Annotated in this window: 21 protein-coding genes and 3 pseudogenes; 12 read left to right on the top strand and 12 right to left on the bottom strand. The window is 66.8% G+C overall.

The genetic code is table 11. The features are described from left to right. Positions 1-59: 59 nt before the first annotated feature. Positions 60-1,252, top strand: a pseudogene (locus tag MMSP_RS25630) (phospholipase C); the annotation flags it as partial. Positions 1,253-1,348: 96 nt separating this feature from the next. Beyond that, positions 1,349-2,923: a cyclic nucleotide-binding domain-containing protein gene (locus MMSP_RS04655; protein WP_051153611.1), complete on the top strand. Its 1,575-nt coding sequence runs from the start codon at positions 1,349-1,351 to the stop codon at positions 2,921-2,923. Between the two features lie 69 nt (positions 2,924-2,992). On the opposite strand, the gene MMSP_RS04660 is transcribed toward MMSP_RS04655, so the two are convergent. Together MMSP_RS04660 and MMSP_RS04665 are read right to left on the bottom strand one after the other, a co-directional pair. After that, positions 2,993-4,369 carry an adenylate/guanylate cyclase domain-containing protein gene (locus MMSP_RS04660; protein ID WP_036426183.1) on the bottom strand — a complete coding sequence of 459 codons (1,377 nt, stop codon included), beginning with the start codon at positions 4,367-4,369 and terminating at the stop codon, positions 2,993-2,995. A 2-nt stretch (positions 4,370-4,371) separates the two neighbouring features. Continuing rightward, a complete protein-coding gene (locus MMSP_RS04665) occupies positions 4,372-4,977 on the bottom strand; it encodes a TetR/AcrR family transcriptional regulator (protein WP_020785686.1) in 606 nt (201 codons plus the stop codon). Between the two features lie 187 nt (positions 4,978-5,164). Here MMSP_RS04665 and MMSP_RS04670 point away from each other — a divergent pair, with 187 nt between their 5' ends. Next, complete coding sequence (locus MMSP_RS04670; protein WP_020785687.1) at positions 5,165-6,115, top strand: oxygenase MpaB family protein; 951 nt, start codon at positions 5,165-5,167, stop codon at positions 6,113-6,115. A gap of 20 nt (positions 6,116-6,135) precedes the next feature. On the opposite strand, the gene rpsR is transcribed toward MMSP_RS04670, so the two are convergent. The 4 genes from rpsR to rpmB are packed head-to-tail and all read right to left on the bottom strand — an operon-like array spanning position 6,136 to position 7,112. Next, positions 6,136-6,399 carry a 30S ribosomal protein S18 gene (gene rpsR / locus MMSP_RS04675; protein ID WP_011742332.1) on the bottom strand — a complete coding sequence of 88 codons (264 nt, stop codon included), beginning with the start codon at positions 6,397-6,399 and terminating at the stop codon, positions 6,136-6,138. Between the two features lie 6 nt (positions 6,400-6,405). Then, positions 6,406-6,711, bottom strand: a complete 306-nt coding sequence (rpsN, locus tag MMSP_RS04680; protein ID WP_011742331.1) for a 30S ribosomal protein S14 — start codon at positions 6,709-6,711, stop codon at positions 6,406-6,408. Beyond that, positions 6,712-6,876 (bottom strand): 50S ribosomal protein L33, encoded by a 165-nt coding sequence (gene rpmG, locus MMSP_RS04685; protein ID WP_011742330.1) that lies wholly within the window; start codon positions 6,874-6,876, stop codon positions 6,712-6,714. Next, positions 6,876-7,112: a 50S ribosomal protein L28 gene (rpmB, locus tag MMSP_RS04690; protein ID WP_011742329.1), complete on the bottom strand. Its 237-nt coding sequence runs from the start codon at positions 7,110-7,112 to the stop codon at positions 6,876-6,878. The genes rpmG and rpmB overlap by 1 nt, the downstream gene beginning before the upstream one ends. Positions 7,113-7,241: 129 nt before the next feature. On the opposite strand from rpmB, the gene mrf reads away from it, so the two are divergent. From mrf to MMSP_RS04710, 4 genes are all read left to right on the top strand, one after another. Further along, the gene (mrf, locus tag MMSP_RS04695; protein ID WP_036427089.1) at positions 7,242-8,438 is read left to right on the top strand and encodes a ribosome hibernation factor-recruiting GTPase MRF; all 1,197 of its coding nucleotides are present in this window, start codon (positions 7,242-7,244) and stop codon (positions 8,436-8,438) included. Next, positions 8,435-8,707 carry a type B 50S ribosomal protein L31 gene (locus MMSP_RS04700; RefSeq protein WP_020785689.1) on the top strand — a complete coding sequence of 91 codons (273 nt, stop codon included), beginning with the start codon at positions 8,435-8,437 and terminating at the stop codon, positions 8,705-8,707. Before mrf ends, MMSP_RS04700 begins: the two co-directional genes overlap by 4 nt. A gap of 169 nt (positions 8,708-8,876) precedes the next feature. After that, positions 8,877-9,776 (top strand): SDR family NAD(P)-dependent oxidoreductase, encoded by a 900-nt coding sequence (locus tag MMSP_RS04705; protein ID WP_011742326.1) that lies wholly within the window; start codon positions 8,877-8,879, stop codon positions 9,774-9,776. A 2-nt stretch (positions 9,777-9,778) separates the two neighbouring features. After that, positions 9,779-11,365: an AMP-binding protein gene (locus MMSP_RS04710; RefSeq protein ID WP_020785690.1), complete on the top strand. Its 1,587-nt coding sequence runs from the start codon at positions 9,779-9,781 to the stop codon at positions 11,363-11,365. Here MMSP_RS04710 and MMSP_RS04715 read toward each other — a convergent pair. Further along, complete coding sequence (locus MMSP_RS04715) at positions 11,338-16,200, bottom strand: cation-translocating P-type ATPase (RefSeq protein WP_020785691.1); 4,863 nt, start codon at positions 16,198-16,200, stop codon at positions 11,338-11,340. The two genes, MMSP_RS04710 and MMSP_RS04715, sit on opposite strands and share 28 nt — an antisense overlap. Positions 16,201-16,668: 468 nt before the next feature. Then, positions 16,669-16,902 carry a hypothetical protein gene (locus tag MMSP_RS04720; RefSeq protein ID WP_015354093.1) on the bottom strand — a complete coding sequence of 78 codons (234 nt, stop codon included), beginning with the start codon at positions 16,900-16,902 and terminating at the stop codon, positions 16,669-16,671. A 238-nt stretch (positions 16,903-17,140) separates the two neighbouring features. On the opposite strand from MMSP_RS04720, the gene MMSP_RS04725 reads away from it, so the two are divergent. Both MMSP_RS04725 and MMSP_RS25635 read left to right on the top strand, forming a co-directional pair. Beyond that, positions 17,141-18,709 (top strand): DHA2 family efflux MFS transporter permease subunit, encoded by a 1,569-nt coding sequence (locus MMSP_RS04725; RefSeq protein WP_020785692.1) that lies wholly within the window; start codon positions 17,141-17,143, stop codon positions 18,707-18,709. A 38-nt stretch (positions 18,710-18,747) separates the two neighbouring features. Continuing rightward, positions 18,748-19,461: pseudogene (locus MMSP_RS25635) on the top strand (polyprenol monophosphomannose synthase); the annotation flags it as partial. 64 nt (positions 19,462-19,525) lie between these two features. Here the strand turns inward: MMSP_RS25635 and MMSP_RS27985 are convergent. Beyond that, positions 19,526-20,896 carry a serine hydrolase gene (locus MMSP_RS27985; protein ID WP_161628238.1) on the bottom strand — a complete coding sequence of 457 codons (1,371 nt, stop codon included), beginning with the start codon at positions 20,894-20,896 and terminating at the stop codon, positions 19,526-19,528. Next, positions 20,871-21,188: a mycobilin-forming heme oxygenase MhuD gene (gene mhuD, locus MMSP_RS04735; protein WP_012396612.1), complete on the bottom strand. Its 318-nt coding sequence runs from the start codon at positions 21,186-21,188 to the stop codon at positions 20,871-20,873. The genes MMSP_RS27985 and mhuD overlap by 26 nt, the downstream gene beginning before the upstream one ends. A 55-nt stretch (positions 21,189-21,243) precedes the next feature. On the opposite strand from mhuD, the gene MMSP_RS04740 reads away from it, so the two are divergent. After that, positions 21,244-22,011 (top strand): alpha/beta fold hydrolase, encoded by a 768-nt coding sequence (locus MMSP_RS04740; RefSeq protein ID WP_020785694.1) that lies wholly within the window; start codon positions 21,244-21,246, stop codon positions 22,009-22,011. 7 nt (positions 22,012-22,018) lie between these two features. Here MMSP_RS04740 and MMSP_RS04745 read toward each other — a convergent pair whose 3' ends face one another. Then, positions 22,019-22,930, bottom strand: coding sequence for an A/G-specific adenine glycosylase (locus MMSP_RS04745; protein WP_036426184.1), 912 nt, complete (start codon positions 22,928-22,930; stop codon positions 22,019-22,021). Here MMSP_RS04745 and MMSP_RS04750 point away from each other — a divergent pair. After that, the gene (locus tag MMSP_RS04750; RefSeq protein ID WP_036426185.1) at positions 22,929-23,546 is read left to right on the top strand and encodes a carbonic anhydrase; all 618 of its coding nucleotides are present in this window, start codon (positions 22,929-22,931) and stop codon (positions 23,544-23,546) included. The two genes, MMSP_RS04745 and MMSP_RS04750, sit on opposite strands and share 2 nt — an antisense overlap. A 113-nt stretch (positions 23,547-23,659) precedes the next feature. Beyond that, complete coding sequence (locus tag MMSP_RS04755; protein WP_085979928.1) at positions 23,660-24,457, top strand: hypothetical protein; 798 nt, start codon at positions 23,660-23,662, stop codon at positions 24,455-24,457. A gap of 11 nt (positions 24,458-24,468) precedes the next feature. Here MMSP_RS04755 and disA read toward each other — a convergent pair. Then, positions 24,469-25,545, bottom strand: a pseudogene (disA, locus tag MMSP_RS04760) (DNA integrity scanning diadenylate cyclase DisA). Positions 25,546-25,561: the final 16 nt, after the last annotated feature.

Genomic DNA, 25,561 nt, shown 5'->3' on the forward strand with positions numbered 1-25,561 from the left:
CGGGCGCAGCATCGAAGACATCGCGAACCCGGGTAACCCCCAGGCCCTGGGTCGAGGGGTGGGTCGCGATGCACACCGCCTGGAACAACGGGGCCAACGACACCTGGCTGCCGTCGCAGTACTCGCAGATACGCCAGGGCAACATCCCGGCCTGCATGGGCTACTACACCCGAGCGGACCTCCCGATCCACTACATGCTGGCCGACACTTTCACGATCTGCGATGACTACTACTGCTCGATGTTGACCGGGACCGCGCTCAACCGCCTGTACTGGTTGAGCGCCTGGATCGACCCGGACGGTACCAACGGTGGGCCGCTGCTGAACGAGCCGAATTTCCTGCCGCTGCAGCCGTTCAGCTGGCGCATCATGCCGGAGAATCTCGAGGATGCCGGCATTAGTTGGAAGGTGTACCAGAACAAGTTTTTCGGGCACTACATCAATTCGCCTATCAGCGACAACGGCCTGGTTCAGGCTTTCAAGCAAACCGCCGATCCAAGGTCGAATCTCGCTCGATTCGGCATCGCCCCCACCTACCCTCAGGATTTCGTTCTCGACGTGAAAGCCAACAGGCTGCCGAAGGTTTCCTGGGTGGTCCCCAACATCATCCAATCCGAGCATCCGGCACTGCCGGTGAACGTCGGTGCGGTTGCGATTGTGAACATATTGCGGACTTTGCTGTCCAATCCCGCGGTGTGGGAAAAGACCCGGAAAAGACCGCGTTGATCATCAGCTATGACGAATGCGGTTCGTTCTTCGATCACGTCACACCGCCCACGGCGCCGCCGGGAACGCCGGGCGAATACGTCACGGTGCCCGACATCGACGCGGTGTCCGGCTCCGGTGGCATCCGGGGGCCGATCGGTCTGGGCTATCGCGTGCCGTGCATCGTCATTTCGCCCTATAGCCGTGGGCCGCTGGTGGTCTCCGACACCTTCGACCACACCTCGCAGTTGCGATTGATCGAGACACGGTTCGGGGTGCCGGTGCCCAACCTGACCCCTTGGCGACGCAGTGTCACCGAGGATATGACCTCGGCGTTCAACTTTGCTGTCCCGCCGAACCCATCGCGACCCAAGTTGGATCCTCCGCTGCTCAACGCGCTGCCCAGGCTGCCCCAATGCGTCCCCAACGCGGTATTGGGATCCTTGGGGGGAGCGGCGGTGGCCAATCCGTATCGGGTGCCTTACCCGCAGGTGCCGCCCACGCAGGAGACCACGCCCGCCCGCGGAACGCCCAGCGGTCCCTGCTAACGGCCGAAGGCGTCACCGGCCACCCGGCGGGTTGTTGCGGTAATCGGCGCCCTGGGCACTACCGGCGGGAGTCGTCGCGGTCGGGTGTGTGCCGGCATGGCGGTGCTCCGGATTCGCCGTCGCGGGCCGAAAGTGCGTGCTAACTTACCAAAGGGGACGCAGGTCACCACTTTTCCGCTAGTCGACGCGATCGTGTCGCGTCGGGGTGGCAGCCTGGACGGCGTTGTCGTCATCGCCGCACAGCATCTGCTGGAGACGACGCATGCGATGCTGCGCTCGTTGTTTCGGGTCGGGCTCGACCCCCGCAACGTCGCGGTGATCGGCAAGTGTTACTCGACTCATCTCGGAGTCGCCGATGCCATGCGAGCCGACGGTGTTCACGTCGATGAGTTCAGCGCCGCCTACGCGCCCCACGAATCCTTCGACACCGAGTACACGCGACATGTGGAACGGTTCTTCGCCCAATCCTGGGATCGGCTTGCGGCTGGCCGAGCCGGCCGAGTCGTGCTGCTCGACGACGGTGGCTCGTTGCTGGCCGCCGCTGGTGCCGCACTCGACGGCACGGCCAACATCGTCGGGATCGAGCAGACGTCGGCGGGCTACGCCAAGATCGCCAACTGCGCGCTCGGGTTTCCCGTCGTCAACATCGCCCGCTCGTCGGCCAAGGTCCTCTACGAGTCGCCGATAATCGCGGGCAACGTGACACGATGCGCCTTCGATCGCATCGAGGGCCTCGACCGCGGTGACGCCATCCTGATCACCGGTGCGGGAGCGATCGGCAGCGCGCGGGCCGACCAGCTGCGTCCCCGTCATGAGCGGGTGGATGTGTACGACACCCGCGTGGGCCACCCGGGCCCGATCGATCTGACCCAGGCGATCGGTGACTACGATGTGATCATCGGTGCCACCGGAGCGACCAGCGTGCCCACCGAGTTGCACGATCTACTGCGCCCCGGCGTGGTGTTGATGTCGGCGTCATCGTCTGATCGCGAGTTCTCGGGCGCCGCGTTGCGCCGGCTTGCGATTCCGGATCCCAACTGCCATGCCGACCTGCGCATCGCCGACGGCAAGCTCGATGCGACATTGCTGAACTCGGGATTTCCGGTCAACTTCGACGGCTCGGCAATGTGCGGTGACGAGTCCATGTCGCTGACCATGGCGTTGCTGGCGGCGGCGGTGCTCTACGCGGCCAGCGCGGAAGCCGCCGATATCGACTGCGATCATCCGCATCTCGGGCTGACCGACCAGGGCGACATCGTGCAGTCGTTTCTGAACATCGATGTCCCGCTGCAGGCTCTCGGCAGGCTGCTGTTGCTCTCGGTCGGCGGGTACCGTCGCATCGAGCTGCGGTCCGGCGACATCGTGTTCCGTCAAGGGGAGCCGGCCTCACACTTCTACGTCGTCGAATCCGGTGAACTCGAAGCGTTTGTCGACGGCCAGCTGGTGCTGCGGCTGGTCGCCGGCGATCACTTCGGCGAAATCGCTCTGCTCAGCGGCTGGCGGCGGGCGGCCACGGTGCGGGCGAGCCAGCCCTCAGTGCTGTGGTCGCTGGACGCCGCGGCCTTCAGCGAGGTCCTCAGAGTGGGCGCCACGATGCGCGAGCTTGCGCACCAGGCCATTCATTCACGGGTCAGCCGCGTGGTCGGCGCACCCAAGTCATCGCGCGTCTAGCAGACCCGCGGCCCTTTGGCGTCGATCGCCAGCCCGAAGCCCGTCCCCGAACCGCTGCCGATCAGATCTCTACCGCTGGCCCGTGAGGTGCTCCCGGACCAGCGCACAAAGCCGCCATCGGCCCGGCACGCCCTTGAGTTCGTGTTCGCCGCGCTCGGCGAATCTGTGGCTCGAGCCGGTGACGATGTCACGCACCGTCGAGGACACCAGCACCTCACTGGAGCCGGCCAGCGCACAGGCCCGGGCACCGATGTGTACGGCCAGGCCGGCGACGTCGGCCCCCCGCACCTCGACCTCGCCGGCATGAATCCCCACCCGGACCTCGATGCCGAGCACCGCGACGGCGTCGACGACGGTGTCCGCGCAGTTGATTGCCGCACTCGGGCTGCTGAACGTCGCGACGAACCCGTCGCCCGCGGTATTGACCTCGCGCCCACCGTACCGCTGGATCTCGTGGCGGACCAGGTTGTCGTGGTTATCGAGCAGGTCGCGCCAGCGCAGGTCACCCACGGTGGCCGCGCGCTGGGTCGAGCCGACGATGTCGGTGAACATGACCGTGGTCAGTACCCGCTCGGTGACGAAGCCGCCCCGGACGCCGGTGATGAACTCCTCGACCTCGTCGAGCAACGCGGCGGTGTCGCCGACCCAATACAAGGAATCGGAACCGGGAAGCTCGACCAAGCGCGACCCGGCAATGTGCTCGGCCAGATAGCGGCCGTGCTCGACCGGAACGAACTTGGTGCCCACCCGATGCAGGATCAGCGTCGGCGCGGTGATGTGGGGCAGCGAGTCGCGCGCATCCGAGGCTTGAACCGCGTTGATGAAGGCGCGCGCCGTGCTGGGCGAGGCCGCCCGGTTTCCGGCCAGATCCCACCAGTCGCGGAACGCGTCGTCATGGGCCACGCTGGGCGCCATGATGCGCAGCACGTCGAACCCCTGCTCGACCGCGTCGGGATCGGTTCCGAGGGTGAGGAATGGTTCGGCGGTGTTGGACCTGATGCCCAGTTCGTAGTCGGGCGCATGCAGTGTCCGCGCGGAGGCGTTGATGAGCACCAGGCTGCGCACCCGCTCGGGATAGTCGGCGGCCAGCACCAGGGCGGTCGTCGCGGTGAACCCGGAGGCAAGAATCGTGGCTTGCTGGCATCCGGCCGCGTCCATCACCGCAATCGCATCCTCGGCCCAGAACCTCGGGCCGAGCGCATCCGGCGACGAAACCCGCGATGACAGGCCGACGCCGCGATGGTCGAACCGGATCAGGCGGGAAAACGACGCCAGACGGCGGTGAAAGCGGTACATCGACGGTTCGGAATCGATGGTGTCGACCGGAATCGAGGCCCCCGGTATGACGAGCAGGTCGATCGGATGATCCCCGATCACCTGGTAGGCGATGTCCAGGTCGCCGCACCTGGCGTAGCGAGTCCGGGGAGTTCGGGGCGCCTGCGACACGGCTACAACGTAATGATCGGAATCAGATAGCGGGCGGCGTACTCGCGGACCGCGGCGTCATCCGAGGTATCGAGACGCTCGGTGGGAAACATGATGATGCCAACGGCAACACGCAGCAGGATGTCGGCGATGTTGGCGAGGTCGGCGTCGGGAGCATCGGCGCCGCAGCGCCGCAGCGTGTGGGCGATGCCGTCGGCGAATTGGCCGATCGGGAAGACGTGGGAGCGGGAAAACATGCCGAATAGCTCCGGCTCGCTTTCGGCTATCCGCGAGTACAGCGGGGAATCCTGGATGAGTCGGACCCCGAGGGTGAACGCCTCGATCACCGCCTCACGCGGGTTGTGGCCGTTGGTGGCCTGGTTCAGGGCGGCGAAGAACAACTCCGCCTCGCGCCGCACGACCCGTTCGAACAGCTCGTCCTTGGTGGGAAAGCGTCGGTAGATGGTGCTGCGGCTGACACCGGCCCGGGTGGCGACGTCTTCGATGTTCGCCCGCCGGACACCGTAGGTCTCGAAAACCGCGCGTGCGGTGTCCAGGATGGTGCGGTCGAGATCGGTGATCGACTCGACTCCGTCGGTGCTGGTCTCGGTGCCCATTTTTGACTGCATGATAGATCGGCTCCGCCTTGCGGATTCCCCCGAATGCCGCGTTTTCCCAGATCACTGCCCCTGATCTGGAGCCTGACGCGGGGCACCGCTCATTTGCGGCCGCCCGCCGCGGTGGCTAGGGTGACACAAAGAGACGAACTTGTATCAGTGGTTCACTAACGACACATGGATTCGTCAAGGAGGGTGGATGGCAACGGAGCTGACCGCGGGCGTGGATTTCGACACCGGTGTCCGGGAGGCCCTACCCATGCCGATCGACCGGCCCGTCGACGACGAGATCGTCGCGCAGCGGCTGGGCCCGACTTCGCTGATCTGGAAATTCTATGGAGACGTGCGTACTCAACTCTTCGGATTCCAGCGCGCGGCCGGCACCGAAAACTGCATCGAACAGCTCGGTCAGGGAGTCCTCGATCATTCGGTGGTCTTCAGCGACACCCTGGGCCGGGCCAAGCGCACCGGACCGCCCTTGATGCGGACCGTGTATTCCGAGGACCCCCATGGGTGGGGTCGCACGGTGCGGGATTTCCACAAGCCGATCAAGGGCACCATCGGTGATGGCTCTCGGTACCACGCGTTGAATCCGGAGTTGTTCTACTGGGCCCACGCCACGTTCGTCGACCAAATCCTCTACAACACCGACACGTTCATCCGGAGGCTGTCCCGCGCGGAAAAGGAGCAGATCTTCGAGGAGAGCAAGATCTGGTACGGCCTTTACGGCGTCAGCGATCGAAGTCAGCCGCAAACCTATGACGAGTTCGTGGCCTACTGGGACGGCATGCTCGACCGGTTCGTCCCGCACAAGACCGTGCTCTACGGGACCGGCTATCTACGCAAAGGGATCCCTGGCCCCCGCAAGCTGCCTGCGCTGATCTGGAGGATCCTGTCTGCGCCCCTGAACGCCTACGCCCGGTTGGTGATTGTCGGAACCCTGCCGCCGCAGATGCGCGAGGTGTGTGACCTCGATTGGAACGCCAAGAAGGAGAGGCGATTTCAGCGTTCCGCCGCCCTCATACGAGGGCTGAATCCGGTGCTGGGGCGGCTGCCGGTCAGGTTGATCTACTTGCCATGGGCGGCGCAGGCGTGGACCCGCTCGGGGGTTGACCCGCGCAGGCTCCACCGCCGCGCCGCCTCGACATAACGGCCGCCGCGAGGACGGCCCTACTGGGGCCGGGAGGCTGGATACGGCAGCAGCGCCATTTCGCGGGCGTTCTTGATCGCGGTGGCGATCTGCCGTTGTTGTTGCACGGTGAGACCGGTGACCCGACGAGAGCGGATCTTGCCGCGATCGGAGATGAACGTGCGCAACCGCGAGATGTCCTTGTAGTCGACCTCGCTGACCCCGAGCGAATCCAGCAGGTTCTTCTTGGCGGGCGTTGCCGGGGCTGCGATGGGGCGCCGAGTGCGTCTGGGTTTCTTTTTCATCTGTGGCTACCAGCTCGCCTTGCGAACACCCGGTAGCTGACCCGCATGGGCCAACTCGCGCACTCGCACCCGCGACAATCCGAACTTGCGCAGGTGGCCGCGCGGACGGCCGTCGATGGCGTCGCGATTGCGCAGCCGTACCGCACTCGCGTCACGCGGCTGACGGCTCAGGGCGCGTTGTGCGTCGAGCCGCTGCTCGTAGCTGCTGGTGGGAGATTGGATGATCTGCTTGAGTTCGGCGCGCCGCTGGGCGTAGCGCGCGACGATGTCTCGGCGCTTGTTGTTCTTGACGATCTTGGATTTCTTGGCCATTCAGCGTTCCTCCCGGAATGGGACGTGCTTGCGAATCACCGGGTCGTACTTGCTCAGAATGAGCCGGTCGGGGTCGTTGCGGCGGTTCTTGCGGGTGATGTAGGTGTATCCGGTTCCCGCGGTGGAGCGAAGCTTGACTGCCGGGCGAATCTCGTTGCGCGCCATTAGATCTGTTCACCGGCCCGCCGGAGCCGCGCGACCGTGGCCTCGATGCCGTCGCGGTCGATGACCTTGATGCCCTTGGCGCTGACCCGCAGCTTGATGCGACGGTTCTCCGACGGCAGGTAATAGGTCTTGAGCTGAATGTTCGGTGACCACCGTCGTCGGCTCCGGCGGTGCGAATGCGACACCGTATTGCCGAAACTCACCGTGCGACCGGTGACTTGGCATCGTGCGGACATGGGCGCCTCCTCAGTGCACGCTTATTGAAAATCATTTTCGACAACCCCGTGTGACGCACTGTATCGTGAGTCCGGTCTTAATGAAAATCGTTTTCAATAACGATCGGGAGAGCTCGGGAAGGAGTGGTGATGCGGACTCCCGTTGTGCTGGTGGCGGGGCAGGGCGATACCGACGACGTGACCGGCCTACTGCTGCGCCGGCCCGGAACGGTCGTTGTCGAGCATCGGTTTGATGGGCACGTGGTGAGGCGCAACATCATCACCTTTCGCCGCGGAGAACTGAGCACTGCCGAAGAGGCGCTGGAGTTGGCGCATGGATGCGTCTCCTGCACCATTCGCAACGATCTGCTGATTCTGCTGCGCAGGCTGCACCGCCGAGACGGCGTGGACCGGATCGTGGTGCACCTGGCGCCCTGGCTGGAGCCCGAACCCATCTGCCGGGCAATCAATCACGTGCGGGTCCGGGTCGGGCCCGGCTATCCGGACGCTCCGGCCGGCCGCGACGTTCGGATCGGCGCGGTGGTGACGTGTGTGGACTCGGCGAACTGGCTGGCGCAGTCTCTCGGCGACGAGGAACTAGCCGACGGACGGACGTTCGCTCAGGTGACAGTTGGTCAGGCCGAATTCGCCGACGTGCTGGTGCTCAACCGCCCCGACCCGGTCACGCTGGCCGTGTTGCCGCGCCTGGCGCCGCGGGCGAGGATCACCGTCGGGCTCGACCGGGTCGAGTTGGCGCTGGCCAACCTCGACGACTACTCACGCAGGGGGCGCAGCGACCATCCGCACGCTTCGCTGTTGGGCGGGCGGCCTCCGTTGGGCACCGACGGTGGGGTCGGCATCGTGGAGTTCAACGCCCGCCGCCCGTTTCGGCCGGAGCGCCTGCATGACGCCGTCGACCACTTGCTCGATGGCGTGATTCGTACCCGTGGACGCCTGTGGTTGGCCAATCGGCCCGATCAGGTCATGTGGCTCGAATCGGCGGGTGGAGGCCTGCGGGTCGCCTCGGCGGGCAAGTGGCTGGCGGCGATGTCACCCGCCGAGGTGGACCACGCCGACCCGGAGCGACGCCTGTTTGCCGAGCTGATGTGGGAATACCGCTTCGGCGACCGGCACACCGCGATGACGGTTCTGGCCTGCGGCGCCGACCGGGCAGAGATCACCCGGGTGCTGACCGGGGCGCTGCTCACCGACCGGGAGATGGCCCGGCCACAGGATTGGCCGGCCTACGACGACCCGTTCGGCGACTGGCATGAAGACCCGTGCCACGAGACGCCGGATGAATCCGGGCAGTTCTCCGGGCACCTCAACAAAGGAGAACTGGAATGAAATCCGACACTCACCCCGACTACCACCCGGTGGTCTTCGAGGACGCGACCACCGGCACCCGCTTTCTCACGCGATCCACCTTGACCAGCTCTCGCAGCATCGACTGGAAGACCCCCTCGGAGGTGCACACCTACCCGTTGGTGGTCGTGGAGGTGTCCGCCGATTCGCATCCGTTCTGGACCGGTACCCGCCGCACGCTCGATACCGCGGGACGCGTCGAGAAGTTTTACCGACGATATGGACGGGCTGATCGGCCCGCAACGGGCTGACCTGCCCGAATCTGGGCGGCTGAGCTGATTGTGGCCGCGGTGGCGCGGCCACGGGTCGCTGGCGGGGACTCGGATGTCGCCAAACCCCCACACCCCGGACCCGCAAATGCCAGAGTGACCATGGGTCACAATAGGCAAAACAGTAGTCCGCAACGGGGGAACCGCTCCTATGAATCTGGCGACGCAGGCCTTAGCGAAGGCCTTCGAACGAGCCAGCAACGGACTGGCGAACCCGGCGACGCTGGCCGATCCCGACCGGCTACGCGGCGCAGTTACGGGCAAGACCGCGTTGGTTACCGGTGCGTCCTACGGGATCGGCGAGGCAACCGCGCGGAAACTGGCCGCCGCCGGAGCCACCGTGCTGATGGTGGCGCGATCAGCGGAGCGCCTTGAGGACCTCGTGTCGGCCATCGCCGCGGGCGGTGGAGCGGCGGTCGCCTACCCGACCGATCTCACCGACGAGGCTGCCGTCGGAGTACTGACCAAGCAAGTCAATCAGAATCACGGACCGCTGGACATCGTGGTCAGCAACGCGGGCAAGTCGTTGCGCCGGTCGCTGCATGACCAATACGACCGTCCGCACGATTTCCAGCGCACCATCGACATCAACTACCTGGGTCCGATTTGGCTGTTGCTCGGATTGCTGCCGGCGATGCGTGAGAGCGGCCGAGGCCATGTGGTGAACGTTTCCAGTGTCGGCGTACGCCTGGTCCCGGGCCCGCAATGGGGCGCCTATCAGGCCTCCAAAGGGGCGTTCGATCGCTGGCTGCGCAGCGTGGCGCCGGAGCTACACGGCGACGGTGTGGACGTGACGTCCGTCTACTTCGCCCTGGTCCGTACCCGGATGATCGAACCGACGCCGATGCTGGGCCGGCTTCCCGGCCTCGAGCCCGATCAGGCCGCCGACGCTGTGGCGAAAGCGATCGTCGAACGGCCTCGCACCAACGAGCCGCCCTGGCTGTGGCCGGCCGAACTGGCCTCGGTATTGCTGGCCGGGCCCGCCGAGCAGGCGGCGCGGGTGTGGCACCGCCGGTTCTTCGCCCCAACCGCCGAGGCAGGAAAGAGCTGACAATGATGGCTGCAGGCGTGGTCACAACCGCGGCGCGGGCGTTACTGGGATCGGGGCTGCTCAGCCCGTCCAGCCCGGCCGCCGCGCTGCGGCTGGTCCGCGAGCTGTACCGGGGCGGTACGAACCTCTACACCCCGCTCGCTATCGCGGCGGCACGGTGGCCGGAGCGGACCGCAATCGTCGACGACGACGGTGCGCTGAGCTACCGCGAGATTCAAACGATGACCGAATCGGTCGCCGGGGAGCTCACCCTTGCCGGCATCGGGCCCGGGCAAGCCGTGGGCGTCATGTGCCGCAATGGCCGCAACTTTGTCGCGGCGGCGTTTGCCGCCGGGTTGGTCGGTGCCGACGTCGTGCTGGTGAACACGGAGTTCCGCGCCACCGCGCTCGCCGCCGCGCTGGAAGCACACCAGATGCGGGTGATGTTGTGCGACGACGAGTTTGTCGACCAGGTGGCCGGAACTGGCGAATCGGTGTTGGTCATCGATCCGAGCACCGTCACCGCCCGGGACTGCGCGCGGCCCAAGGTCGCCCCCTCCGGACGAATCGTGTTGTTGACTTCGGGCACCACCGGGGTCCCGAAGGGGGTGCCGCGCAAGCCCAAGGTGAGTTCTGGGATCGGGGTCAGCGTGACGCTTCTGGAGCGAACCAGGCTGCGTGTCGGTTCGCGAATGACGCTGGCCACGCACATGTTTCACGGTCTGGGATTTGGCATGCTGGTGCTGACCATCAGCCTGGGCGGAACGGTGCTGACCCGTCGGCACTTTGATGCCGAAGCAACGCTGGCCCAGACATCGCTGCATCGCGCCGACGGCTTGAGCGTGGTTCCCATCATGTTGGCGCGCATCCTCGATCTGCCCGATCAGGTGCGGGCGCGAAATCCGCTGCCGTGCTTGCGGGTGGTGATATCCAGCGGCGATCGACTCGATCCCAGCCTGGCGCGCCGCTTCATGGAGGCCTACGGCGACGTTCTGTACAACCTGTACGGCTCCACCGAAGTGGGCATCGGCGCACTGGCCACACCGGCCGAGCTGCGCGACTGGCCCGAGACGGTGGGCAGACCCGTCGCCGGGTGCCCGGTGCGGATTTTCGACCGGAACGGACGGCCCGTCGGGCCGCGGGTAACCGGGCGGATCTTCGTTGGCGGCGAACTGAATTCCGACGGCTATTCCGGCGGTGGCGGCAAAGCCGTCATCGACGGCATGGCCAGCACCGGAGACATGGGCTATCTCGACGAATCGGGCCGGCTCTACATCGTCGGACGTGAAGACGACATGATCGTCTCCGGCGGCGAGAACGTCTATCCGCGGTCACTGGAGAACGCGCTGGCCAGCCACCCCGACGTTGCCGAGAACGCGGTCATCGGCGTTGCCGACGAGCAGTTCGGCCAACGGCTGGCCGCATTCGTCGTCGCCCGCCCAGGCTGCGACATCGACGCGGACGCGATCCGCGATTACCTCAAGGGCCGGGTGTCGCGGTTCGAACAGCCCAGAGACATCCACCTGGTCAGCAGCATTCCGCGCAATCCGGCCGGCAAGGTGCTGCGCAAACAGCTGGCGAGCTACGCCGAACCCGAAGCCCAGTCCTGATGTTCTAGGGCCACGTCAACGGTCTTGGCCAGCCACTTGGGCGCGAGCACCGAGACCGCGGTTGCCCCGGCGGTGGCACTGAACACCCCGGTCCAGGCAACCGGTCCCAGCGGTGTGCATCCGAAAAAGTGGCTGACCACCGGGGTCTGGATGATGCCGATCAGGACGCCGGCGCTACCGAACGCGGTAGCCAAAACGAGTGGGCTGTGGCTTCGGGTCAGCAGGGTTTGTGCCAGCTGAGTGGTCACAAGCGCGGTCAATCCCATTGTCGCCGTGCGGCGTTCGGTACCCGGGGTCCAGCGGCCGATGGCCCAGGCGGCGGTCGCGCCCGCGGCGGTGACGACGCCCCGGTTGGCGATCTGGCGCATCAGCGGCGCGTCCAGGGAGGGGGTCGGAGCGGTCAGTACCGCCCGCTGGCGCCTGCGCCGTGCCTCCTCGATCTCTTCATCGCTGAGATCGCTGTCGTCCTCGGGATCGTCGTATTGCGACGTGATGGCGACCGCAAGCGCTGGGAACATGTCGGTAAGCAGGTTGACCAGCAGCAGTTGTCGGGTTCCCACCGGGGCGCGCCCGGCACCGAAAGCCGTGCCGATGATGGTGAACAGCACCTCACCCACATTGCCGCCGACGAGGATCGTCACCGCATCGCGCACGCCGGCCCACATGCTGCGGCCTTCGACCAGCGCGTCGAGCAACACACCCAGATCGTCGTCGGTCAAGACGATGTCGGCGGCGCCCCTGGCGGCCGACGAACCGCGACCGCTCACTCCGATGCCGACGTCGGCCATCCGGATGGCGGCGGCATCATTGGCGCCGTCGCCGACCATCGCGGTCACCCGTCCACAACGCTGCAGCGCGGCCACAATCTGAACCTTCTGCTCCGGGCTCACCCGGGCGAACACCTGCACGTCGGCGGCGAGTTTGGCGCACGCGTCCTCATCGAGACCGATCAGTTCGGCTCCGGTGACCACCCGGACATCCTCGGGCAAGCCGAGCTGGCGGGCGATTGCCCGCGCGGTGATGGGATGGTCGCCGGTGATCAGCACCACGTTGCGCTGCGCATCCACCAGCGCCTCGATCAATGGTCGCGCCGACGGGCGCGCGGTGTCGGCCAGGCCGACATAGCCGAGCAATTCCAGGTCGTGGGCCGCCGCATCGACTGCGTCGGCGTCGGTGTCGTCATCGTCGGCCGTGTCATGTTCCCAGGGGCGCTTGGCGACCGCCAGTACCCGCAACCCGCGTTCGGCGAGGCTGTGCACCAAGGCTTCCGCATGTTCGAGGTCGGCGTCGGGGTCCGCGAACCGGCAGCGGGGCAGGATCGTCTCGGGGGCGCCCTTGAGCATGAGTGTCGGATGGCCGTTGCTGGTCCCGGTCGTGCCTATCGAGGCGGCGTAGCCGCGGCTGGATTCGAATGGGACTTCGGCGATCACGGTCCAGGCCGAATCATCCAGGCCTTCCAGAGAATTCGCCGCGACGATGATTGCCTCATCGGTCGCGTGGGCGTGCCCCTGTCCATCGTGGGGCTGGGTGGTGGCCCGGGCGGCGGCCCGCAGCACCTCGGTGGAGCGGGGGTCGGCGCTGTCGATGAACGGATCCAGCGGACTGGTCGAGCTGGGAATGGCGCACACGACACGCAGCCGGTTCTCGGTGAGCGTGCCGGTCTTGTCGAAACACACGGTGTCGACGCGGCCCAGCGCCTCGATGGTGCGCGGCGCGCGCACCAGCGCTCCGTGCGCGGTCAAGCGCTGTGCGGCGGCCAGCTGCGAGAGGGTGGCCACCAGCGGCAGCCCCTCCGGCACGGCGGCGACCGCGATGGCAACGCCGTCGGCCACTGCTTGACGCAGCGTGGCACGCCGCATCAGGGCCAAGACGCTGACCGAGGCGCCACCGGCCAAGGTGAGGGGGAGCACCTTGCTGGTCAGCTCGCGCAGCCGGGCCTGCACCCCGGCCGAGGTCTCGACGTCGGCGACCGCCGAGATCGCCCGATGCGCCGCGGTGCCGGCGCCGGTGGCCACCACGATGGCCCGCGCCCCCCCGGCCACGATGGTGCTGCCCTCGAACAGCATGCTGGCCCGGTCGGCATCGTTGACGGCGACGGGGTCGACCTGCTTGTCCACCGGCAGCGACTCACCGGTCAGTAGCGACTCGTCGACTTCGAGGTCCTCGGCCACCAGGAGCCGAGCGTCGGCGGGTACCACCTCCGGGGCGGCCAGGTCGATGACATCACCAACGCGCAGCGACTTGGCCGACATGGTGGCGGTGCGGGTGGCATGCCGGGCGGCCTCCAGCCGGCGCCGCGTGGTCGCGACCGCCGGCACGACGACCCGGCGCACCATTTGGTCTTGTTCGGCGAACAGCTCCGCCGCGGCCGCCTCGGCGCGCAGCCGCTGCACCCCACCGGTGATCGCGTTGACCGTCATCACGCTGGCCACCAGCAGCGCGTCCACGTTGCTGCCGACGATCGCCGAGGCCGCGGCGCCCACCGCCAGGATCGGAGTCAGCGGGTCGGCGAGCTCATGCCGCGTCGCCGCCGCCAGCTGGGCCAGCGTGTGTGCCGGGCCACGCAGCGGGGAGACCAGCGGTTCATAGGAGAGGTCGTCCAGGAGACGACGCCAGGTCGGCGTTCCAGGGTCCACGGCCATGGGGCGTGCACCACCGGCCAGTCGCGCATAGACGATCTCGGGGTCCAGGGCGTGCCAGGCGGTCAGCGGTTGGGGCGTGGGATCGGGGAGCCGCAGCACGGTGGCGGCCGACCAGCTTCCCGATAGCAGGGCAGTGGCGGCGGCGGTGTTGACCGGGTTGAGCCAGCGCCGGAAGCTGGCGGGGTTGGTGGTTCTGGCCTGCTCGCCGGTGACCAGCAGCAGCCCCGCCAATGTGGTGCCGCCCTGGGCGAGGTGCACCGACGACACGCTGGAGGCGCGGGCCACCGGAATCGCGGACAGAATCCGGACCGCCGCGGCGAGGTCGGTACCGGTAATGATGTCGGCAGTCCACGGGGTCGCCGCGCGCGGATCGTCCAGGGCGACCCCGATGTCGGCGATCGCCAGCGCGGCCAACGTATCGGTCGAGGCGAAATCGCGGTGCAGCGCGGTGATCAGCAAGACGGGTCCGCGATCGGTGCGCAGCTCACGCACCAGGTTCAGCAGCGGCGTGCCGGGCGGATGGGTGGATCCGACACTAGCGGACAGGTCTTCGGTGCCGGCGACATGGCGTAGCACGACCCGGGCGCCGGTCCGATGCGCCGTCTGCAGCAGCGGGATCGCATAGGGGTCGACCTCCCACCCCACGTCGACGTTGCCCACCGTCTGGCCATCGACCACCAGATCGGCGTGTTCGAGCCCCTGGGCGGGTGTGGCCGAGGGACCGCGCAGCGGAACCCAGCGCAGCCGCGCGCCGGTCGCCGGCAGCTCGTCGGGGTCGGGTTCGGGAGCCTCTTCACCGTGCAGCAGCGCGTCGGCGACCTCGTAGACCCGGTCGTCATCCCAGCCGGGTTCGTCGCCCTGGGCGCGGAGGACGGCGCGGTGGTCACCGCGCAGCGCGGCGCCGTCGATGACGACCACCTGCACCCGATCCAGCCGGCGCAGCGCGCCGGGGTCAAGCACCAATTGACCTTCGCTGGCGAGCCCGCGGCCCAGGACCGCCGCGAACGCTTGCCGGCCCATGTGCGCCGCCCGTGGCACGCCGGCCAAGATGGCGCCGGCCGCGTCCTCGGTGCCGCCGCCGGCCACCAGCGCACTCGCCGCGGCGATCAACGCGCCGTTGGCCGCGGAATTGACGTAGCTCTCCACCGGGCCGGCCATCGACCCCTTCGCCGTGTCGATGGCGGCATCGATGGACCCGCCGACCATGACGTGTGATGCCTCGCCGGCAGCGGCCGCCGCCCAGCTGTGCCGGGGTTCCTGCGCTTGCACGCCGGCCGACGAGATGACCGGAACCACCGGTGCTTGCGGCCGCCCGGGGGAGGCCAGCGCGGGTTCGCGGTCTCGCCATACCCGCCGGTGTGCCGTCGCCTCCGAGATCTGCAGGCCACGCTGCACCAGATCCAGCAGCGGGGTGCCGACCGCCTGGGTCAGCCCGTTGGCGGCGGCGGTCGTGGCGGCCAGCGCAATGTCGGTACCCACCCGGCCCAGCCGGGATTCCAGCAGCGACACCATGCGTGGCTGGTGATTGATCAGGGCGGCGGCGGCGCGGGTGGTCTGCGGTGCGGCGGGCAGCCGGATCACCCAGCCGGTCACCGCGGCGCCCAGGGCGGCCAGATCCAGCGCCGCGGCGGTGAGTGGGACCAGCACCGCCAACGGGTTGCCCGGGTCGGCGAAGGGCGCCGAGTTGGGCGAAGATAGCGATCCGGACAGGAAGATGTCGGCGGCCACGGTGGCGGCGGTGTCGCACACTTCGTCGAGCACGGTGTCGCTGTCGGCGCCGTCCTCGAGCTCGACCACCAGCCGACCCAACGCCCCCTCGACGTGCGCCTTGGCCACACCCGGGATGCGGCGGACCGGCTCCTCGACCACCGCCGCGTGCTCATGCCAGCGCGGGAATGGCAGCAACGGATCCAGGTCGAAATGCACCCGGCGACCGCTGTGCCAGCGCAGCGGCGGAGTGACGCCGTCCGGGGCCCCGTCGGCAGCACCGTTTCGCCCGATCGCCCGGTTGGTCGTCTGGGCCACCGATTGCACTACCGGACCTGCCAGCTCCACCACTGGGCTGGCTAGCGTCTGCAAAACACCGGCAGCATCGGCGGCAGTCTGCACGCCGGCCCGCACCACCTGTGCCGCTCCGCCGGTCACCCCAGCGACCAGATTGGCCACTGGGTTGACCACACCCGGAATCTTCATGCGCCACCCTTCAATAACGTGTACCGCGCCAATCCTCCTGGCGTCTTACCAACCTGTCCACACGGACCCCCGGGTGTGTGGGCCTCTGGTGAGGCGCCCGCGCATCGATCCCCGTGGGTCCGGTGCCACCACCTTGGGGGCGGCGGGAGCCGATGGAACCGACCCGGTGTTCGCTTCGGCCCGCCTGGCACTCCGGATCAATAGTGCCGCGCCGGTGCGACCGCGGGCCGCAAATCAACAGCCGTTTACCCAGATTTGCCGGAAACCGCAGGCTGGGGCCCAAGGCGGCCCAGTGGTCCGCATCCACGGTTCGGGGCTGTTGCGGGCGAGTTCGTCACGTCCACGGAATCTGCGCCGCCGGGCACGCACATCGTCAATCACCGGGTGGTGGTTGGGTATCCCAAAAATGCGATACGCGCATCGCCGCGCAAGGGTGCCGCACCGCGATTTTCGGGTGGAAAACCGGGCTTACAGAATTCGGTGGTTGGCCCTGCCGACGTGGTAACCGGTCGGGAAGGACTTTTCGATGACCTGCAGCTGATGGTCCACTCTGGACTCGAGTTCGAGGACGACGCAGCCGTCGCCAACGGCCTTCGACTCCAAAACGATGTACCTTTGACCGCCACCGTTGACATCGGTGATCGGGTCACCAGAGTGCAAATTCTCGACGGCCACCAATTCAGGGGTTCCGTGTGACTCCACGCGAAATACAGTAGGGCAATCCTGCCGACCAGGGAACACCCCGCGCGGGAACAAACTTGCCGATCAGCGAGGCGCGGCGAGTCCTGGCGACAATTGGCGACACATTCGCCGGTCGAGCCGGCGCCGGTGCGGCGGCGGTGCGCCGATAGGAGGCGCTTCGCCGGCCTCCGGCCCCAGGGATTGGTTTTATCATCGCGAATCCGTGGCTCGTGCCGGCCGCCGGAGCCCTGGGGTATCCATGAACCGCGGCAATGTTCGTCCGAAGTTGGTACTGGGTGTCATCGTTTTGGGCAGCTTCATCGCATCTATCGATTTGACCATCGTCAATGTCGCGCTGCCCACGTTGTCTCGTGCGTTGCAGGCCAGCAACGCCGAACTGCAGTGGATCGTCGATTCATATGCGATTGCTGCGGCCGGATTGCTCTTGGCGGCAGGCAATCTAGGCGATCGCTATGGCAGGCGCGGCTGGCTCACAATCGGCCTTGTCATTGTCGGCGCCTCGTCTGCGGTGGCCGCCAGTGCCGGCTCGGCGCAAGCGGTCATCGGGGCACGCGCGGTGATGGGGGTCGGTGCCGCGATCATCTTTCCGACATCGCTGGCGCTGGTCACAAATGTATTCGTTGATTCGACGCACCGCGCCAGAGCAATTGGAGTCTGGTCGGCGGTCACTGGCATCGCGGTGGTTATTGGGCCATTTCTGGGCGGATGGCTGATAGAGCACTTCTCGGTGGGCTCGATCTTTTGGGTAAATGTACCGATCGCGGTCGTCGCCATAGTCAGCGTAAATATGTTTGTACCAACTTCGCGCAACCCCGATCGCCCACCACTTGACCTGCCGGGTCTGCTCGTATCGACCGTCGGCGTCACCGTCTTGACCTACACGCTCATCGAGGCGCCCAACATCGGCTGGGCCAGTGCGAGAACCGCTGCGGGCTTTGCGCTCGCGGTCGTCTTGCTCGCGGTGTTCCTCTGGTTGGAGCGAAGAACGTGGCACCCAATTCTTGATCTGTCGATCTTCGCGAACCGCCGGTTCTCCGGAGGGACCGCGGCTGTCACAACCGCCTATCTGGTGATGTGCGGCTTCATCTTCGTTGCCACGCAGTACCTCCAATTTGTGGCTGCCTACCGCGCGTTCGATACGGGAGTGCGGCTGGTGCCGCTTGCGTTCTCCTATGCGGGCCTCAGTGTCATCGCTCCGCGCATTGTCGAACGGGTGGGTACCACCGCAGTGGTCACCAGTGGCCTTGTGATGGTGGCGGTTTCCGTGGCCTGCGCGGGTGGCTTCGACGCCGGCACGCCGTATTGGCTGATCGCGGCGGTGATGGCCGAGCTCGGCAGCGGACTGGGCCTCACCATGGCCCCGGCCAGTGAGGCGATCATGGGTTCATTGAGCCCGACCGCCGCCGGTGTCGGGTCGGCGGTGACCGGGGTGGCTCGCCAACTCGGGGCATGCCTGGGAGTGGCCATCGTGGGCAGCGTCTTCGCATCGGTCTACCTGAGGTCGATGAGCAGTAATGCGGCGTTACATGGCCTCGATCCGGCGGCGCGTGCCGCGATGCGGCAGTCGATGGCGGCAGCCAAGCAGGTGCTCGACCAACTCCCCGTCGGGGAGGCGCCAGCCATCCGGCATGCCGTCGAATCGGCATTCCTGGAAAGCTTTGGCGGCGGTTGTCTGGCGTGTGCGGTTTTCGCCGCGGTCGGCGCGGTCGTGGTCGCATTCCTGTTGCCCGCGCGCGGTGAGGTCCGCGACGACGTTGCGGTGTCGGTGGCGGCCTCGGCCATCGGGCCAGCTGAAGGAGGCAAATGACCCACGAGCGAGACCCGCATGAGAATTCGGGCACTGGTCGGAGCCGGCGGGTCCTGGTGATAATCCCGACGTACAACGAGCGGGAGAACCTGCCCCTGATCCACCGGCGCGTCAAGGATGCCTGCCCAGACGTGCATGTTCTTGTCGTTGATGACGAAAGCCCGGATGGCACTGGCCAACTCGCTGACGAGCTGGCCGCCGCCGACCCCGGCTGCACATACGTGTTGCACCGCAACGTCAAGGACGGTCTGGCCGCGGCCTACCTGCAGGGTTTCGTCTGGGGTATGCAGCGCAATTACTCGGTGCTAGTCGAGATGGACGCCGATGGTAGCCACGCTCCCGAACAGCTGCACCGACTGTTGGAGGCTGTTGAGGCGGGCGCCGATCTGGCCATCGGGTCCCGATATGTGCGCGGCGGGACGGTACGCAACTGGCCACGGCGACGGCGCGTGTTGTCCAAGGCGGCCAATACGTACTCGCGGTTGATACTGGGCGTCGGTGTCTATGACATCACCGGTGGCTATCGGGCCTATCGCCGCGAGGTGCTCGAGGCACTCGACCTCGACACTCTCGAATCCAGGGGCTATTGCTTCCAAGTTGAAATGACTTGGCGCAGCCTCAATGCCGGCTTCGCCGTGGTGGAGGTGCCGATTACCTTCACCGAGCGGGAGGTCGGTGCCTCAAAGATGAGCGGATCCAACATCGGCGAGGGAATAGTCCAGGTCGCCCGATGGGGCGTCAAAGACCGACTGCGGGGTCTGCGAACCGCCCGAATTTCGCTTACCGCCCAGCGGTTCGCAGCCGCGGTATGGACCGCTATTCGGGAGCGACGAGCGCGAAGACCTGCTTGGCGACCTGCAGCATCCATCCGGTCACATTCGGTCCATGGTCACGCGGCCAGTTCAGCTGGAAGCTCACCACCCACGGTTGCCCGGTCTTGTCCTCCGCATACCAGCTGAAGGTCAAGTCTCCCGGCAGACCACCGGCTTTCGCGCCGATGTAGGGCCAGTAGTTGCGGTCTAGCGCAATGCCCGCGACGGCGGACAGGATCTTTCGCACCGGTGCGGCGGGACCGACCGCATCGGCCTGCAAGGCCAGGTGGACCCGGCAGATGTCCTCGGCGCTGCCATACCATTCGGCACCGTAGTTTGATGCCGGGGTGTGGGCACGAGTCGGATCGGGGCGGTACGGAGTCGAATCGGCCTGTTCGAGTAATGCCGCTCGCTGTTGCGCAGACGCCTGCTTCCATTGCTCCCGCAGATCGGGTTGACCCCAACCCACCGAGAACAGCTCATACATGGTGGGGAAAGGAGTCATGCTGGCCGGATCGTGATGGCCGGCGGTGGCCAGCGCCTGCTCGATGGCGTGCTTGCCCAGCCGCCCGATCAGCAAGTCGGTGGCCATGTTGTCGCTATTGGCGATCATTTTCTCGGCCGCCCGGCGTGCCGAAACATGGTCGCCGGGAGATAATTCCAGGCCAGAGGAGCCGACGGCCTTGCTCTTGGCGGTAACGGTCAGCTGGTCGTCCCAGGATGCGGTGCCGCTCTTGATTGCATCCGCCAGGGCATGCAGCACGTACAACTTGAAAATCGATGCCAGGGGTAGAGGTTGGTTGGTGTTGGTGCCCGCGACTCGAGTGCACTGTCCCTTTTCGACCTTGGACACCTGGTAGGAGTATCGGGCGCCGGTCTTGCTCAATACGGCATCGACGTCGCGCCAGGCGGTGATTGTCGGTGGGGGAAGCGTCTCGAGTTCGAACTGGTCCACCCAGCCGCCGTCATCGGTGTGCAGGCGGATGTCCTGTCGCGCGCCGTAGGAGGAGGTCAGGTGCAGCGTTGTCACGCTGGCGCTGATGTCCACACTGTCGAGGGCGAACGGCCGGTCCCACCAGAGTCCCTCCATGGTGGCTTCGACCGAGTCGACCTTGCTGGGCGCGGCCAGCGTGGCCACTCCGGCCGGGCCGATCGGCCAGTCTGAATTGAGCATGTCCATGGTCTGCTGGGCGCGCAGACCCGGTGGAGTCACGGTGTCGATCCGGCGCTGCGGGTTGGCCGCGTTAGCCGATGGGGTTGGCGAGGACGAGCACCCAGGTGTCAGCGTCAGCACCAGCGCCGCGGCGGCGGTGAGCACCGTCGCGCGGCGCAGCCGGTTGCGGCGCCGGCTAGTCAGCCGGCGTGTTCCCTGCAACGTCGAGCACAACCTCGAATTCCAATAGCGAGGCGCCGGTTGACACGGGATTGGCCCGTTCGCCGGCATGAGCTTCTTTGGCGGGCCCGTTCGCCCAAGCCTGGAACGCTTCATCAGACTCCCAGTGTGTCACCACGAAGTAGCGGTCTTCACCCTTGACTGGACGCAGTAATTGAAAGCCGAGAAAGCCCGGAGAGTTATCCACCGCGTGCGCGCGGTGGGCGAAGCGCTTTTCCAGTTCGGGGCCAGCGCCGGCCGGCACCGAGATTGCATTGATCTTCACCACTGGCATTCGGCTAGGTTACCGCGCCTGGCTCAAGCGTCGGCACGCCGCGCAAGATAGGTCTATGCCCACCGATCTGTTGACCTATCACGGCGGAGAGGGAGAGCCGTTGGTCCTGGTGCACGGGCTGATGGGCCGGGGCAGCACTTGGTCGCGTCAGCTGCCGTGGCTGACTCGCCTCGGTGCCGTGTATACCTACGACGCGCCCTGGCACCGCGGCCGCGACGTCGACGATCCGTATCCGATCAGCACCGAACGTTTCGTGGCCGACCTGGGTGAGGCGGTGGCCGAGCTGGGCGGGCCGGCCAGGCTGGTCGGACATTCGATGGGTGCCCTGCATTCGTGGTGTTTGGCCGCTGAGCGTCCCGGGCTGGTGTCGGCGTTGGTGGTCGAGGACATGGCGCCGGATTTCGTCGGCCGCACCACCGGCCCGTGGGAGCCGTGGTTGCACGCACTTCCCGTTGAATTCGATTCGGCCGATCAGGTATTCGCGGAATTCGGGCCGCTTGCCGGGCAGTACTTTCTGGAAGCCTTCGACCGCACGGCCACGGGGTGGCGCCTGCATGGGCACACCTCGCGGTGGATCCAGATCGCCGCTGAATGGGGTACGCGCGACTACTGGGCACAATGGCGGGCGGTGCGGCAGCCGGCGCTTCTGATCGAGGCCGGAAACTCCGTGACGCCGCCGGGCCAGATGCTTGCGATGGCCGAAGTCGACCGGTCAACTAAATATCTGCATGTTCCCGAGGCCGGACATCTGGTCCACGACGAGGCGCAGCTGGCGTATCGGCAGGCTGTCGAGGCGTTCCTGGTCGCCGAGCGCGTTCGGTAACGAGCTCCTACTCTTCGCCGGCCAGGGCGAAGAGCCCATCGGCAGTTTGGGTGACCAGGCCATCGGCCAGCAGCGAGTACAGCGCCCGGTCCCGCTGCGCGGTATCGGTCAGCCACGCCACGTCCAGCTGCGCACGAGTGACCGGCCCATTGTTGTCGCGCAACACATCTAGCAGCCGTCCGCGCACTTGACGATCGGTTCCGGCGTAGGTCTGAACGCGCCGGGCCGGGCAGGTTGCGGGCGGATAGCCGGCCCGCCGCCAGGCGCACTCGGCAAGCGGGCACTGTCCGCATCGCGGCGCCCGGGCGGTACACACCGTCGCACCCAGCTCCATCAGGGCCACCGAAAACCGCGGCGCCAGCTCGTCGTCGGGCAGCAGTGCGGACACCTCGGCATGGTCGCGGGTGGCCGACGGTGAACCCGCTTCGGCGCGGCCATGGACGGCTCGGGCCACCACCCGCCGGACATTGGTGTCCACCACCGGAACCCGCTGCCGGTACGCGAAGCAGGCCACCGCTCGTGCGGTGTAGCTCCCGACGCCGGGCAGGGTCAGCAGGGTATCGACGTCGTCGGGAACCACGTCGTCGTGGTCACCGGCGATGACCATGGCGCATTCATGCAAGCGCTTGGCCCGCCGTGGATAACCCAACTTGCCCCAGGCGCGCAGCACATCGGCGGCCGTCGCCGTCGCCGTCGCCGATGCGGTGGGCCAGCGCCGCACCCAGTCCGGCCAGATCGACAGCACCCGCGATACCGGGGTTTGCTGCAGCATGAACTCGCTGACCAGGATCTGCCACGGGCTCACGTCGGGCGCCCGCCAGGGCAGGTCGCGGCAACAACGCTCATACCAGGCGACAAGATTAGTGGCCGGTATGTGTTCGGGGCAGGTCATCGAAGGTTGCGGCACAATGGCTGGCATGCCCAACACCAATCCGATAACCGCCTGGAAAGCACTCAGTGAGGGTAACGAGCGATTCGTCGCCGGCAAGCCCCTGCACCCCAGTCAAAGCGTCGATCACCGTGCCAGCCTGGCTTCCGGGCAGAAGCCGACGGCGGTCATCTTCGGGTGCGCGGACAGCCGCGTGGCCGCCGAGATCATCTTCGACCAGGGCCTGGGCGACATGTTCGTGGTCCGCACCGCCGGTCACGTCATCGACTCGGCCGTGTTGGGCTCCATCGAGTACGCGGTTACGGTGCTCAACGTGCCGCTTGTGGTCGTGCTCGGCCATGACAGCTGCGGGGCCGTCAACGCGGCTTTGACGGCGATCAACGAGGGCAGCGTGCCCGGTGGTTACGTGCGGGACGTGGTGGAGCGGGTGGCTCCGTCGATTCTGATGGGTCGGCGGGACGGCCTGAAGCGGGTCGACGAGTTCGAACAGCGCCACATTCAGGAGACGGTTGCCCAGCTGATGGCGCGGTCGACGGCGATATCGAATCGAGTCGCGGCGGGCACGCTGGCCATCGTGGGGGTCACCTACCAGCTTTCCGACGGACAGGCGGTGCTGCGCGACCATGTCGGTGATATCGGCGCATAGGGGCGGTTAGGGCACGTCTTGGAGAGCCCCTAACACGGCCGTTCCCCAGCTAACCCGGCGACACGCCGAGTCGGGTCAAACGAGTCGGCGTGACCTGGGCCTACGGTGTGAATGTGCTGGATCTGGAACCGCGTGGCCCGCTACCCACCGAGATCTACTGGCGGCGCAGGGGACTGGCCCTGGGCATCGCGGTCGTAGTGATCGGGGTGGCCGTCGCCGCTGTGATCGCCTTCGTCGGGAGTAATGCGGGCGCCAAGCCTGCCAATGCCGATAAACCGGCGGGTGCGCAAGACCATCCGGGGTCAAGTGCGCCGCAAGCGCCGCAACCGGCCGGGCAGACCGAAGGTAATGCTCCGGGCGCGCCGCCGCAGGGGCAGAATCCGGAGACACCCACCCCCACCGCCGCGGTACAACCGCCGCCGGTGCTCAAGGAGGGCGACGACTGCCCGGATTCCACGTTGGCCGTCAAGGGTCTGACGAACGCGCCCCAGTACTACATCGGTGACCAGCCGAAGTTCACCATGGTCGTCACCAATATCGGGCTGGTGGCCTGCAAGCGGGACGTGGGCGCCGCGGTGCTCGCGGCCTACGTGTACTCGCTGGACAACAAGCGGTTGTGGTCCAACCTGGACTGCGCGCCATCCAATGAGACCTTGGTCAAGACATTTGCCCCCGGTGAGCAGGTGACTACCGCGGTGACGTGGACCGGGATGGGATCGGCGCCCAAGTGCCCATTGCCGAGGCCCGCGATTGGGCCCGGAACCTACAACCTGGTCGTGCAGCTGGGTAACCTGCGGTCGCAGCCGGTTCCATTCATCTTGAATCCTGCGCCGCAGCCTCCCGGTCCGTTACCGGCTCCCGGCCCGGCTTTGGCGCCACCGCCCGAGGCGCCGCCCGCCCAGGGCGGGTAGGCGGGCGCACGTCACTGGTCGGCGATCGTCGACTCGGCCAGCTGCGATAGCCCCTCTCGGACGTGAGGGGCCCACGTCGAGCCGATGCCTTCCACCGATTGCAGGTCGCTGGCGCTGGCCGCGAGCAAGCCCTGCAGGCTGCCAAAGGCCCGGACCAGCAGGTCGGTATGGCTGAACTGCAGCCGCGGGATGCCCGACATGGCGCGGTAGCCGCGCGGGCTCAGCGCCGAGTCCTGCGCCTCGGTGGTGGACGGATATCCGAAGATCTTCGCCAGCGCGTTGAAATCGAGTAGCTCGGTGTCGGTGATGGCATCCAGCTCGTCGAGGGTCGCGGTGATCTGTGCGGTGGCCAGCGGTTCGTGGTTGGCGTAGTAATCCCGGACAATCAACTCCCGGGCGGTTTCGTTGTCGCCGAGCAACTCCTCGAGCTGCAGCCGCAGTTGTCGCCCATCGGTGCCGAGTTCGACCACGTCGTTGTCGATCTCGATGCCGATTCGCCGCACCAACTCGAGTCGCTGCACCACCGTCATCACGTCGCGCAGCGTCACGAAATCCTCGATCTCCGCGCGGGATAGCTGCCGGCTGACCTAGTCGAGCCTGGTCTTGTACCGCTCCAGGGTCGCGATGGCCTGGTTGGCGTGCGACAGGATGGTGGCCGAATCGCTCAGCACGTGTCGCTCACCGCCGACGTAGACGGTCACGATGTTCATCGAGTGGCTCACCGAAATCGCCGGATAGCCGGTCTGGATGGCGGCCCGTTCCGCCGAACGGTGGCGGGTGCCCGATTCGTCGGTGGGTATCGACGGGTCCGGAACTAGCTGCACGTTGGCCCGGATGAACCGGCTGCCATCGGTGGACAGCACCACGGCGCCGTCCATTTTGCACAGTTCCCGTAACCGGGTGGGCGCATAGCGCACATCGAGGGGGAACCCGCCGTCGCAGATGGCCTCGACGTTCTCATCGTGGCCCAGCACGATCAGGGCTCCGGTGCGGCCGCGCAAAATGCGCTCTAGGCCGTCCCGTAGCCCCGTGCCGGGCGCCAGCCGGGCAACAGCCTCACGAAGTGTCGGACGATTCACAGCGTGCATTCTGCTATGCGTCCGC

Source organism: Mycobacterium sp. 012931 (genome assembly GCF_000419295.1).
GTDB classification, from domain to species: Bacteria; Actinomycetota; Actinomycetes; order Mycobacteriales; family Mycobacteriaceae; genus Mycobacterium; species Mycobacterium marinum.